Annotated in this window: 9 protein-coding genes; all 9 read right to left on the bottom strand. The window is 67.3% G+C overall.

What is annotated here, in order from left to right; all coding sequences use genetic code 11:
• Positions 1–35 precede the first annotated feature (35 nt).
• A complete protein-coding gene (gene cysG, locus LV475_RS01555) occupies positions 36–1,487 on the bottom strand; it encodes a siroheme synthase CysG (RefSeq protein WP_136867624.1) in 1,452 nt (483 codons plus the stop codon).
• 10 nt (positions 1,488–1,497) lie between these two features.
• On the bottom strand, positions 1,498–4,227 hold the full coding sequence (locus tag LV475_RS01550) for a molybdopterin-dependent oxidoreductase (RefSeq protein ID WP_430886859.1): 2,730 nt from the start codon (positions 4,225–4,227) through the stop codon (positions 1,498–1,500).
• Positions 4,224–4,619, bottom strand: a complete 396-nt coding sequence (gene nirD / locus LV475_RS01545) for a nitrite reductase small subunit NirD (RefSeq protein ID WP_136867626.1) — start codon at positions 4,617–4,619, stop codon at positions 4,224–4,226. Before nirD ends, LV475_RS01550 begins: the two co-directional genes overlap by 4 nt.
• The gene (gene nirB / locus LV475_RS01540) at positions 4,616–7,090 is read right to left on the bottom strand and encodes a nitrite reductase large subunit NirB (protein WP_136867627.1); all 2,475 of its coding nucleotides are present in this window, start codon (positions 7,088–7,090) and stop codon (positions 4,616–4,618) included. The genes nirD and nirB overlap by 4 nt, the downstream gene beginning before the upstream one ends.
• A 55-nt stretch (positions 7,091–7,145) precedes the next feature.
• On the bottom strand, positions 7,146–8,048 hold the full coding sequence (locus LV475_RS01535; RefSeq protein WP_136867628.1) for an ABC transporter ATP-binding protein: 903 nt from the start codon (positions 8,046–8,048) through the stop codon (positions 7,146–7,148).
• 12 nt (positions 8,049–8,060) lie between these two features.
• Positions 8,061–9,065, bottom strand: a complete 1,005-nt coding sequence (locus tag LV475_RS01530) for an ABC transporter permease (RefSeq protein ID WP_250105612.1) — start codon at positions 9,063–9,065, stop codon at positions 8,061–8,063.
• 32 nt (positions 9,066–9,097) lie between these two features.
• The gene (locus LV475_RS01525) at positions 9,098–10,498 is read right to left on the bottom strand and encodes an ABC transporter substrate-binding protein (RefSeq protein WP_136867630.1); all 1,401 of its coding nucleotides are present in this window, start codon (positions 10,496–10,498) and stop codon (positions 9,098–9,100) included.
• 252 nt (positions 10,499–10,750) lie between these two features.
• Positions 10,751–12,007 (bottom strand): CmpA/NrtA family ABC transporter substrate-binding protein, encoded by a 1,257-nt coding sequence (locus LV475_RS01520; protein WP_136867833.1) that lies wholly within the window; start codon positions 12,005–12,007, stop codon positions 10,751–10,753.
• Positions 12,008–12,016: 9 nt separating this feature from the next.
• Entirely contained in the window at positions 12,017–12,601 is a 585-nt protein-coding gene (locus LV475_RS11010) for an ANTAR domain-containing response regulator (protein WP_211238837.1), read from the bottom strand.
• Positions 12,602–12,878: the final 277 nt, after the last annotated feature.

Below are 12,878 nucleotides of genomic sequence, written 5' to 3'. Positions count from 1 at the left end.
TTGAATTCAGATCAGGTGTCGGCTTGTAGCGCGGCTTATGCGGCACTGCGGACCGACAACGGATCGCTCTGCTCGATAGAACCGGAGAGAAAGCTCGGATCGGCACTCGCCGACCCTTCGAACCAGGCGAGTCGCGAGTGCAGGCCGACCACGTCGCCGATGATCAGCAACGCGGGCGACTGGGCGGCGGCGATGCGATCGGGCAGGGTGGCGAGCGTGCCGACGTGCACCTGCTGGCGCGAGGTGGTGCCATGCTCGACCAGCCCCGCCCCCCGGTCCGCGGGCATGCCGTGCGCGATCAGCTGCGCGCAGATCTCGCGGGCATTGCCAAGCCCCATGTAGAACACCAGCGTGTCCTGGCCCGAGGCGAGGTGCTGCCAGTCGAGATCCAGCCGCTCGCCACGCCGGTGGCCGGTGACGAACCGCACCGACTGGGCGTGATCGCGGTGGGTGAGCGGGATGCCGGCATAGGCGGCGCAGCCGCTGGCGGCGGTGATGCCGGGCACCACCTGGAAGGGCAGGCCGGCGCGGGCGAGTACGTCGATCTCCTCGCCGCCGCGGCCGAAGATGAACGGGTCGCCGCCCTTCAGCCGGGCGACGCGCTTGCCCTCGGCGGCGAGGTCGCGCAGCAGACCGCTGATATCGCCCTGCGAACAGCTGTGATTGCCGGCCCGTTTGCCGACGTAGATCCGCTCGGCCTCGCGCCGGGCCAGATCGACGATCGCCGGGGCGACCAGCCGGTCGTAGACGACCACGTCGGCCTTTTGCAGCAGGCGCAGCGCGCGGAAGGTCAGCAGGTCGGGATCGCCGGGGCCGGCGCCGATCAGGTAGACCTCGCCGGTATCGGTGGGCGCCTCGCGGTCGTCGAGCAGACCGGCGAGCTTGTCCTCCGCCTCGCGGTCCTTGCCGGCGAGCACCAGGTTGCCGATCGGCCCGTCGATGACGTCCTCCCAGAACCGCTTGCGGGTCTCCAGGCCGAGAATGCGGTCCTTGGCGCGCTGGCGGTAGCGTCCGAGCAGATCGGCTAGCCGGCCGAATCCGGCCGGGATCAGGGTCTCGAGCCGGGCGCGCATCAGCCGGGCGAGCACCGGCGAGCGCCCGCCGGTCGACAGGGCGATGGTGACCGGGCTGCGATCGACGATGCCCGGCAGGATGAAGCTGCATAGGTCCGGTTCGTCTGCGACGTTGACGGGGATGCCGCGGGCCTCGCAGGCATCGAACACCGAGTGATTGACCTGCGGCTCGTCGGTCGCCGCGATCACCAGCCGGTTGCCGACGACCATGGCCGGGTCGAACACGGCCTCCTGCCAGGTGAGCCGGCCGTCGTCGACCATGCGGCGGGTCTCGCCGGTGATCATGGGGGAGACGACCGTCACCCGGGCGCCGGCGGCGCGCATCAGGTCGGCCTTGCGAGCGGCGACCGCGCCCCCGCCGACGACCAGGCAGGGCTTGCCGCGCAGGTTCATGAAGATGGGAAGCTGGTCCATGGGGGTTCCCTCAGTTGCTGGTTTCGGTCAGGCGCCGGGCAATGAGCTGTTTGAGCTCAGGAATGCACGAGCCGCAGTTGGTGCCCGCCTGGGTGCACTCGCCCAGTTGGCGGGCATCGGTGATCTGTTGGGTGTCGATGGCATCGATCAGGGTGTTTTGACCCACGTCGAAGCAGGCGCAGACGATCGGGCCGCGATCCTCGCCGGGTGTCGCCGGCTTGCCGGCCAGCAGGTCGGCCTGGTCCTGGTCGGAGAGCGGCGCGTGCGAGAACAGGTCGGTCAGCCAGCCGATGTCGGGGCGACGACTGCGGCGGCTGACGAAAAGCACGGACTGCAACCGCCCTTCGGCCAGGCAGGCGACGCGATACTGGCCGCCTTTCGGGTCGGCGAACTCGATCCATTGACGGGCCGTGTCGGCGGGCGGGGCGAGCTCGGTCTGCGCCCAGGCGATCCAGTCGGCCGGTGCGTCGATGCCCGCGAGTTCCAGGCGCTGGAGGCCGGCGCCCTGGATGACGACCCGGTAGTCGCCCGGCCACCCGGCGAGGGCCGGTGGGCGGGTCGCGCCTTCGCACACCAGCGCCCAGCCGTACCAGTGCGCCGCGTAGGGTTCGGCCCAGACGGCCTGGGTCTTGAACTCGGGCTGGCCGGAAACCGGGTCGGTGTCGCTGGCGATCACATTGTTTACGCCGGAACGGCTGGCGGTGAGGTGGCTCCAGTGCATGGGGACGAACAGCGAGCCGCGGCGCTGTTCGTCGTCGAGGCTCACCCGGGCGAGGATCTCGCCCTGGGCGTTGCCGATCCGTGCAATCTGGCCGCCTCGCAACCGGTAGCGGGCAGCGTCGAAGGGGTGCACGCTCACGGTCGGTTCGCCGCGATGGGTGTTGAGTCGCGGCACGGGCCCCGTGCGGGTCATGCCGTGCCACTGGTCGCGCAAGCGGCCGGTGTTAAGACGCAGCGGGAAGGCCGGGGTCAGGGCCGAGGCGGCGCCGCGGTTGTCGACCGGGATCATCCGGGCGCGGCGATCGTCGGTGAAGAAGCGTCCGTCGGCGAACAGGTCGATGGTCTCCCGCTCGCCGTCACGCCCGGCTTGCACCGGCCAGCGGGTCGGTGCCAGCGCCTGGTAATCGTCCCGGCTCAACTCGGCCAGCCCGGCGAGGTCGAGATCGCGGCTGCCGGCGTTCTCGAACGCGGTCTGGCGGGCGTATTCGCGGAACACGCTGGCCGAGTCGGGGAAGTCGAAGGCCGTCGCCCAGCTCGGGTCGATGCGGCGGGCGACCTGGCTCACGATCCACCAGTCCGGTCGGGCCTGGCCCGGCGCGTCGAGGAACGCGCGCTGGCGGCTGATGCAGCGCTCGGAGTTGGTGACCGTGCCGTCGCGCTCGCCCCAGGTGTTGGCCGGCAGCAGCACGTCGGCAAACCCCGCCGTGTCGGTGCCACCGTGGCACTCGGAGAGCACCACCAGCGGGCAGGCGTCGAGTGCCTCGCGCACGGTGGTGGAATCCGGCAGGCTGAAGGCCGGGTTGGTCGCCATGATCCAGACGGCCTTGATCCGCCCGTCGCGCATCGCCTCGAATAGGTCGACGGCCTTGAGGCCCGGTTCGGTCGCCATGTTCGGCGCCTGCCAGAAACGACCGACCCGGTCGATGTCGGCCGGCGTGAAATCCTGGTGGGCGGCAAGCTGATTGGCCAGCCCGCCGACCTCGCGCCCGCCCATGGCGTTGGGCTGGCCGGTGATCGAGAACGGGCCCATGCCCGGCTTGCCGATCCGGCCGGTGGCCAGGTGCAGGTTGATGACCGCATTGCCCTTGTCGGTGCCGCTGGCGGACTGGTTGAGCCCTTGTGACCAGAGGCTGACGCTTCGCTCGGTCGCGGTGAACCAGTCGTAGAACCGCTGGATGTCGTCGACCGGCAGGCCGCAACGTTGGGCGATGTTCTCGATGTCCTGGCTGTCGTGGCGCGCCGCCTCGACGGTGGCATCGAAACCCTCGACGTGGGCTTCGACGAACGACCGATCGATTCGTCCCCGGTCGGCGAGGTGCGCAAGCAGGCCGTTGAGGAGCAGGATGTCGGTGCCCGGGGCGATTGGCAGGTGCAGGTCGGCGATGTCGCAGGTGGCGGTGCGCCTCGGGTCGATCACCACGAACCGCATCTCGGGCCGGGCCTCCTTGGCGGCGATCAACCGCTGGAACACCACGGGATGGGCCCAGGCGGTGTTCGAGCCGATCAGCACGACCAGGTCGGCCTGTTCGAGATCCCGGTAGGAAACCGGCACCGTGTCGCTACCGAAGGCGCGCTTGTAGGCCGCCACCGCCGAGGACATGCACAGGCGCGAGTTGGTGTCGATGTTGGCCGCGCCGATGTAGCCCTTCATCAGCTTGTTGGCGAGGTAGTAGTCCTCGGTCAGCAACTGGCCGGAGACGTAGAAGGCCACCGAGTCCGGGCCGTGCTCGGCGATCGTTTCCCGGAATCCGGTCGCGACGCGCTCGAGTGCGCTCTCCCAGTCGGTGGTTTCGAGCGTGCCATCCGCACCGCGCAGGGTCGGTTCGATGAGCCGCTGCGGCAGATCGAGGGTTTCGGCGAGCGCCGCGCCCTTGGAGCACAGCCGGCCGAGATTGGCCGGGTGGTCCGGGTCGCCGCGGACCGACCACTCGCCATCGGGCGCTTGCCGCTCGGCGAGCACGCCGCAGCCGACGCCGCAGTAGGGACAGGTGGTGCGTACCGAATCCATGGAATCCCTCAGGCGTCGTCGGCCAGATCGTGGACGACGTCGTCGGCTGGCGTGAGCTCGGGGGGCAGTGCGGGCACGCCCAGCGAAATCACCCCCTCGTCATCCACCCGGGTGGGGTAGCGCGGCGTACAGCCGACGTCGGGCTTGACCGCCTCGCCGCTGGCAAGCTCGATCACCCAGCCGTGTAGCGGGCAGGTGACCCGCTGGCCGTGGACGATGCCCTGCGACAGCGGCCCTTCTTTGTGCGGGCACTGATCGCGCACGGCGAAGATCGCATCCCCGTGGGCGCGGAAGATCGCGATACGCACGCCCTGGTGCTGGACTACCCGCGAGCCCAGCGGCGGGATGTCGGAGACCGGGCCGATCCGGTACCAGGTGAGATCGTTGGCGTTCGACTGGCTCATGAAAGCACCATCATCGGTTCGTATTCGTGGTCGTCCTCGGCGGCGACCTGGTCGGCCCAGGGGTCGCGCTGCGCGAACCGCTGGGAGTTGGCGAAACGTTCGGAGAGCGTTTCGCGCCCGGAGGGGTCCTCGAGCAGGCGACGCTTGACGTAGGACAGGCCGACCCGCTCGATCCAGGGCGCGGTCCGTTCGAGGTAGCGCGCCTCTTCGCGGTAGAGCTGGATGAAGGCGGTGGTGAAGTCGATCACCTCGGCCTCGGTGTCGACCTTGCAGAGGAACTCGGTGGGCCGCACCTTCATGCCGCCGTTGCCGCCGACGTGCAGCTCGTAGCCGGAATCGACGCAGACCACGCCGAAGTCCTTGATGGTCGCCTCGGCGCAGTTGCGCGGGCAGCCGGAGACCGCGATCTTGAACTTGTGCGGCATCCACGAGCCCCAGGTGATCTTCTCGAGCTGGATGCCCAGCCCGGTCGAGTCCTGGGTGCCGAAGCGGCACCACTCGCGGCCGACGCAGGTCTTCACCGTCCGCAAGGACTTGCCGTAGGCGTGTCCGGAGACGAAGCCGGCGTCGTTGAGGTCCTTCCACATGGCCGGGAGCTGCTCTTTTTGCACCCCGAGCAGGTCGATGCGCTGCCCGCCGGTGATCTTGACCGTCGGTACCTCGAAGCGCTCGGCGACCTCGGCGATGCTCTTGAGCTGGTTGGGCGTGGTGACCCCGCCCCAGATGCGCGGGATGACCGAGTAGGTGCCGTCCTTCTGGATGTTGGCGTGGACGCGTTCGTTGATGAAGCGCGACTGCGGGTCGTCCTGGTAGGTATCCGGCCAGGCGCAGAGCAGGTAGTAGTTGAGCGCCGGGCGGCATTTCGCGCAGCCGTTATCGGTGCGCCAGTCGAGCGCCGCGAACACCGCCGGGATATCGTGGAGCTCTTGGCGGTAGATCGCCTCGCGCACCTCGTCGTGGCTGTGATCGGTGCATTCGCAGACCGGCTTTTTCGACGGCGCGGCGGAGTAGTCGCCGCCCAAGGTCGAGGCCATCAGGTCCTCGACCATGCCGGTGCACGACCCGCAGGAGGCGGACGCCTTGGTGTGAGCGCGCACCTCGTCGAGCGTGAAGATCTTGTTCTCGTTGATCGCCCGGACGATGTCGCCCTTGCACACGCCGTTGCAGCCGCAAATCTCGGCGTCATCGGGCAGGCTCGCGATGCGCGCGGTCGCGCCGTGGCCCGAGTCCCCGACGTGGGCCTGGCCGAACAGCAGGTGCTCGCGCATGTCGGAGATGTTCGTGCCTTCGCGCATCAACTGGAAGTACCAGGAGCCGTCGAGCGTGTCGCCGTAGAGGACCGCGCCCTCGACCCGGTCGTCGCGCAGGACGAGCTTCTTGTAGACGCCGCGGGCCGCGTCGGCGAAAACCATCTCCTCCTCGGTCTCGTCGTCGCCCGCCGCGATCTTGCCGGCGGAGTAGACGTCCACGCCGGTGACCTTGAGCTTGGTCGAGACCATCGAGCCGCCGTACTTGGCGATGCCGTAGTGCGCCAGGTGGTTGGCACAGACCTTGGCCTGCTCGAACAGCGGCGCGACCAGCCCGTAGGTGTCGCCGCGATGCTGGGCGCATTCGCCCACCGCGTAGATCTTCGGGTCGTAGGTCAGCAGGGTGTCGTCGACGACGATGCCGCGCTCGCAGTAAAGCTTGCTCGCCTCGGCGACGTCGATGTTGGGCCGGATGCCGGTGGCCATCACGACCAGGTCGGCCGGCAACCGCTCGCCGTCGTCGAGTTCCACGCCCGTGACCCGACCGTCGCCCTCGATCCGGCGGGTGTTGGCATTGACGCGCACGTCGATGCCGCGCTCGCAAAGGGTGCGCTCCAGCATGCGGCCGGCGGCCGTGTCGAGTTGCTGGTCCATGATGTGGCCGTTGCGATGCAGCACGGTGACGTGCATGCCGTGGGCGGCGAGCCCCGCGGCGGCTTCCAGCCCGAGCAGGCCACCGCCGATCACCACGGCGCGACGGTCATCGCCGTCTGATGCCTCGACCATCGTCTCGACGTCGGCGACGGTGCGAAAGCCGAGCACGCCGTCCTGGTCGGCGCCGGGAATGGGCGGGATGAACGGTCGCGAGCCGGTGGCGATCAGCACTCGGTCGTAGGGCAGGCGGTCACCATCCTGGGTGAGCACCTCGCGGCGAAGCCGGTCGATGCGCTCGACGCGTTCGCCCTTGCGCAGGGTGATGTCGCGCTCGGCGTACCAGTCCTCGTCGTTGAGCATGATCTCGGGCAGGGTCTGCTCGCCGGAGAGCATTGGCGAGAGCATGATCCGGTTGTAGTTGCCGTAGGGCTCGTCGCCGAACACGGTGATCTCGTACATGTCCGGGGCCAGCTTGAGGAGTTCCTCGAGCGTGCGCATCCCGGCCATGCCGTTGCCGATCAGCACCAGGCGCGGTTTGGTCTCGGGGGTCGATGGAACGGAACGAGTCATGGCGTCGGCTCCCGTTGGATGTTGAAGGGAAAATGGAACGATTCGAGGGGCGGGTTCACGCGGTCGTCTCCCGCGCCTTGCGGCCCGCCTCGCCGGTCGCGGCGCGGGCCGGTTCCGGCGCGGCCGGTGGCGTTTGATTCGTCTCGGGGCGCGCGGTGGCCGGGGCACTTTCGACCTTCTTCTGTTTCTCGTAGAGGAAGGTGAGCACCTCGTGGCGGTAGTGGTTGTAGGCCGGGTCGTCGGCCAGGGCGAGGCGATCGCGCGGACGCGGCAGGTCGACCGAGAGGATCTCGCCGACCGTCGCCGCCGGGCCGTTGGTCATCATCACGATGCGATCGGAGAGCAGGACCGCCTCGTCGACGTCGTGGGTGATCATGATCACGGTGTTGCCGAGATCGGCCTGGATATCCATCAGCGAGTCCTGCAGATGGGCGCGGGTCAGGGCGTCGAGCGCGCCGAACGGCTCGTCCATCAGCAGCACCTTCGGCTGCATCGCCAGTGCCCGGGCAATCCCGACGCGCTGCTTCATGCCGCCGGAAATCTCGTCGGGGCGCTTGTGCGCCGCGTGTTCCATGTGCACCAGGGCGAGGTTGTGGTCGATCCACTCGCGCATCTCCCTGCGGTTCTTGGTCTTGCGAAAGACCCGCTTCACGGCCAGTTCGACGTTCTGGTAGACCGTCAGCCAGGGCAGCAGCGAGTGGTTCTGGAACACCACCGCGCGTTCGGGACCCGGCTGGTCGACCTCGCGGCCGTCGAGGATCACGCCGCCGCGGGTGGCCTGGTGCAGGCCGGCGACGATGTTCATCACCGTCGACTTGCCGCAACCGGAATGGCCGATCAGCGAGACGAATTCGCCGCGGTCGACGCGCAGATTGATGTCGTCGAGGGCCTTGAACGGCCCCTTGGGCGTCGGGAATTCGATGTCGACGCCGCTCAGTTCAAGATGGGATTCGCTCATGGGGAAATTTCCTTAACGCAGTACGGCGGACTTGTCCCAGGACACGACGCGCTGGAGCGCGAGCATGCCGCGGTCGAGGAGAAAGCCGATGAAACCGATCGCCAGCACGGCGACCATGATCCGGGCGAGCGAGTTGGACGATCCGTTCTGGAACTCGTCCCAGACGAACTTGCCGAGACCCGGGCTCTGGGCGAGCATTTCAGCGGCGATCAGCACCATCCAGGCAATGCCCAGCGACAGGCGCAGCCCGGTGAAGATCATCGGGATCGACGAGGGCAGGACGATCTTGATCACGTGGGTCACCCAGCCCAGGCGCAGGACCTTCGAGACGTTGAGCAGGTCGCTGCTGACGGTGTTCACGCCCACGGCGGTGTTGATCATCGTCGGCCACAGGCTGCAGAGCACCACGGTGATCATCGAGACCAGGAACGACTTGTCGAACATCGGCTCGTCGGTGACGTAGACCGCGCTGACCACGATGGTGACCAGCGGCAACCAGGCCAGCGGCGAGACCGGCTTTAGTATCTGGATGATCGGATTGAACGCCGAGTAGAGCTTGTTGCTCAGGCCGATCACGATGCCCACCGGGATGGCGATCACCGAGGCGATCAGAAAGCCCGACAGGACGGTGATCAGACTGGTGATGATCTGGTCGAAGAACGTCGGCTTGCCGGGGTAGTCGTGGATGCGCGGTTCGTAATCCGGGTCGTCGGCCAGCCGTTCGGCGATGCGTTGCTCCTGGCGCTCGTAGAACGCCTCGGCCTTGTCGCGCTCGGCGACGTGCGAGGCATAGAGCGCCTCGGCCTGGTGCCAGACCTGTGTCGGGCCGGGGAACTGGCCCAACGAGGTCTCGATCTTGGCGGCCGCGCCGGCCCAGATCATCAGGAAGACCACCAGGCCGATCAGCGGCAGGCCAAAGGTGCGGAACAGGATGTCGACCTGCTCGCGGCGGTTCTCGCCGCGGACCAGGTTGACGACGGGGGCGATGGCGCCGGGTGTCTTGAGGGACAGATTCATGGAGTCACTCCGGGGGCGGTTGGCCGGGTCGATCAGACCTGATCGTCAGCCTTGAGACCGATGGGGAACTGTTCGAGGTAGGCGTTCGGCTTGCGGCCGTCGTAGGTCACCCCGTCGATGAATTCGTCCTGCGGCGGGCGAAAGCCGGTCTCGCTCCCGAAGTCGGGGAAGTCCTCAGCGCTCATCGCGCCGTCGGCGATCAGTTCCTTAGCCGCCTGGGCGTAGATGTCCGGGCGGTAGACCCGCTTGGCGGTCTCCCGGTACCAGTCGTCGGATTTGTGCTCGGCGATCTGCCCCCAGCGACGCATCTGGGTCAGGTACCAGATGGCATCCGAGTAGTAGGGGTAGGTGGCGTTGTATCGGAAGAAGACGTTGAAGTCCGGTACCGGCCGCTCGTCACCCTTCTCGTACTCGAAGGTGCCGGTCATGGAGTTGGCGATCACCTCCTCGTCGGCGCCGACGTAGTTCGGCTTGGCGAGGATCTTGACCGCCTCGGGCCGATTGGCGTTGTTGTCCTCGTCGAGCCACTTGGCCGCACGGATCAATGCCTTGACCAGGCGCACGGTGGTGTTTGGGTATTTTTCGGCGAACTCGCGGGTGATGCCGAAGACCTTTTCCGGGTTGTTCTTCCAGATCTCGTAATCGGTGATCACCGGCACGCCGATGTCCTTGAACACCGCCTGCTGGTTCCAGGGCTCGCCAACGCAGTAGCCGTCGATGGTGCCGGCCTCCAGGGTGGCCGGCATCTGCGGGGGCGGGGTGACCGAGAGCTGGGCGTCGGCGTCGATGAGCCCAGAGGTATCGCCGTTGCGCGGGTCGTAGTAGCCCGGGTGGATGCCGCCCGACGCCAGCCAGTAGCGCAGCTCGTAGTTGTGGGTCGAGACGGGGAAGACCATGCCCATCTTGAACGGCTTGCCGGCCGCGTTGCGCGCGTCGACCACCGGCTTCAAGTAATCGGCCTTGATCGGGTGGACCGGTTTGCCGTTGTCACGCTTGGGCAGATCGGGACGCATCTGCTCCCAGACCTCGTTGGAAAGCGTGATGCCGTTGCCGTTGAGGTCCATGGAAAACGGCGTGATGATCTCGGCCTTGGTGCCGTAGCCGATGGTGGCGGCAAGCGGCTGGCCGGCGAGCATGTGGGCGCCGTCGAGCTGGCCGGTGATCACGCCGTCGAGCAGCACCTTCCAGTTGGCCTGTGCCTCGAGCGTCACGTACAGCCCCTCGTCCTCGAAATAGCCCTTCTCGTAGGCGATGGCGAGCGGCGCCATGTCGGTCAGCTTGATAAAGCCAAAGGTCAACGCTTCCTTCTCGGGGTAGCCGACCTCGGCATGGGCGGGCAGAGCGGCCAGCCCGCTACCGGCCAGCGCGATGCCGGCCAGACCGGTCGCGGTGTGCTTGAGAAAGCGGCGTCGTGAGGAATTGTTGGTGGTCATGAAACGGTCTCCCGTTGAAAAGGCGTGGACATAAAAAAGGCGCTCACGAGCCGGGGGTTCCCCGGTTGCGTGAGCGCCGTTGCTCGATCGGATTGGTTGCCTCACCGCCATTGGTGAGACCTGCTTGGTTCAAAGCATGGGTCGTGCCACTTTTTCTTTTCCAAATAGAACAGTGGGTTATGAAAATCACCGCCCGATGCGGCGGGGGGAAGTGCCCCGTTTGGGGTCACGTGGCTCGCCATCTTGGTGCAATCAGGGCTCGTCTGATCGGGGCGGGTCGAACGTCTGGCCGTCGATCAGGCGGTCGGCGCCCAGCGGGAATCCACCGGCGTCCCGCCATCCCTGCGAGTGAATGCCCTCGGGCTTGCCGCGAGCGCTCGGCAGCGCCTGGCCGAGGTCCCGCATCAGGTCGCGATAGGGGCGGTCGTCGTAGACCTCGGCGGCCAGGCGGGCCAGTGGAACCAATCCGGTGGCATCTTCAAGCGGCCCACCGGCGAGATCGCCGTTCACGCGCATCCGTTCGAGCATCCACCAGGCCTGCGACCACCAGGGATAGTTCGCCGCGTGGCGATGAAAGACGGTGAAGTCCGGGCATTCGACGATCGGCTCGTCCCGGCCCATTCGCAGGCGACCGGCAAGGGCCGGGGCGATGGCTTCTTCCGGGACGTCGATCACGTGTGCCTCGGCGATCAGTCGGGCTGCCTCGAGGCGATGCGCCGGTTCGTCCAGCCAGGCGCAGGCCTCGTAGAGTGCCGCCATCAGGGCCTTGAGCGTTTGTGGGTGCGCTGCCGCCCAGTCGCGGGTGACGCCGAGCACCTTCTCGGGGCTGTTGTTCCAGATCTCGTAGCCGGTGATCGCGATGTGTCCCACCCCTTCCTGGACGGCTAGGGTGTTCCACGGCTCGCCGACGCAGAACCCGTCGATGTGGCCCTGGTCGAGGTTGGCGACCATCTGCGGCGGCGGGATCACCACGATGCGCACGTCGCGATCCGGGTCGATCCCGTGGTGGCCGAGCCACAGGTGCAGTTGTAGCGTGTGCATGGAGTAGGGGAAGACCGTGGCGAAGGTGCGCTTGGGACGGCCCTCGGCCTGCTCGCGGCCAACGAGTCGCTTGAGCGCCCGTCCGATAGCCGGCTCGTCGCTGCTGCCGGCCTGCTCGAGCAGCTCGCGGTGAAGGCCCGCGGCAAGCGTGATCGCGTTGCCGTTGAGGCTGAGCACTAACGGGGCAAGCATCGGCTTGGTGACCGAGCCCAATCCGGCGCTGCAGGCCAGCGGCATCGGCGCGAGCATCTGCGCGCCGTCGAACTCGCCGACGATCACCCGGTCGCGGATGTTTGCCCAGGAGACTTCGCGCCTGAGCTCGACGTCGAGCCCCCAGCGTTCGAACAGGCCGCGCTCGCGGGCGAGGATCAGCGGGGCGCAGTCGGTCAGCGGGATGAACCCGAGCGTGAGCCGGGTCTTCTCGGGGTGGTAGTCGGGCCGTTGATCGGGGGTCTCGCTTGCGTGCATGCCTGCCTCTCAGATGCCGTTGTCGCCAACCAGGTCGAATATCGCGATCACGTTGCGCGCCGTCTCGACCAGTCGCTGGTTGCGGTCCATCGCCATCTTGCGCATGGCCTTGTAGGCCTGGGCCTCGTCGACATTGCGATGTTTCATCAACAATCCCTTGGCCTTCTCGATCAGCTTCCGGTCCTCGAGTTGGGAACGGGTCTCGTCGAGCTCGTGGCGCAACGCCTGGAACTCCCGGAATCGGGCGACGGCCACGTCGACGATCGGACGAACCCGCTCGGCGCGCATTCCATCGGTGATGTAGGCGCTCACACCGGCCTTGATCGCGCGGGCGATGCCCTCCTCGCTGTCCTCCTCGGAGAACAGCACGATCGGGCGTGGGTTGTCGCGGGAGACCACCGACATGTGCTCAAGCGCGTCGCGGTCGGGCGATTCCATGTCGATGATCACCACGTCGGGCTGGTGGGCCTCGACCTCCTGGGCCAGCCGCTCGACGCTGGCCAGCCGGGCGACGACCTCGTGACCGGCATCCTGCAGGGACTGTTCGACGATCGCGGCCCGACCACGATCCTGATCGATGAGCATCACGCGCATGGGTCGGTAGGCACTTCCTAGTCTTCCGGGGGATTGGCGGTCGGGGACGCCCGCAGCTTATCGGGCGGAGAAGTATATTTCCGCATTGGCAAGCAAATATCATGCCGTGCCCACGCGTTCTGCTGAGACGCGGGTTCGAGGTGCCGGTGCCAGGCGATTTGCTGCCCGCCGGTGCAATCCGAGTCACGGAAGCCCAAAGGTGATGCGTGTGCGTGCGGTTTTCCCAAAGGAAACGTCGGGGACTCAATCGCCCCGACTTTCGTAGATACCTCAAGAC

The organism is Guyparkeria hydrothermalis, from assembly GCF_023555375.1.
Lineage (GTDB): Bacteria > Pseudomonadota > Gammaproteobacteria > Halothiobacillales > Halothiobacillaceae > Guyparkeria > Guyparkeria hydrothermalis.
Note: the sequence above shows the minus strand (reverse complement) of the source record. Positions and strands in the feature narration are given on the sequence as shown.

Bases quoted from the DNA above. Each gene is read 5' to 3' on its own strand.
- LV475_RS01525 (WP_136867630.1), bottom strand. From the start codon at position 10,498: ATGACCACCAACAATTCCTCACGACGCCGCTTTCTCAAGCACACCGCG.
- nirB (WP_136867627.1), bottom strand. From the start codon at position 7,090: ATGACTCGTTCCGTTCCATCGACCCCCGAGACCAAACCGCGCCTGGTG.
- LV475_RS11010 (WP_211238837.1), bottom strand. From the start codon at position 12,601: ATGCGCGTGATGCTCATCGATCAGGATCGTGGTCGGGCCGCGATCGTC.
- LV475_RS01530 (WP_250105612.1), bottom strand. From the start codon at position 9,065: ATGAATCTGTCCCTCAAGACACCCGGCGCCATCGCCCCCGTCGTCAAC.
- cysG (WP_136867624.1), bottom strand. From the start codon at position 1,487: ATGGACCAGCTTCCCATCTTCATGAACCTGCGCGGCAAGCCCTGCCTG.
- LV475_RS01520 (WP_136867833.1), bottom strand. From the start codon at position 12,007: ATGCACGCAAGCGAGACCCCCGATCAACGGCCCGACTACCACCCCGAG.
- LV475_RS01535 (WP_136867628.1), bottom strand. From the start codon at position 8,048: ATGAGCGAATCCCATCTTGAACTGAGCGGCGTCGACATCGAATTCCCG.
- nirD (WP_136867626.1), bottom strand. From the start codon at position 4,619: ATGAGCCAGTCGAACGCCAACGATCTCACCTGGTACCGGATCGGCCCG.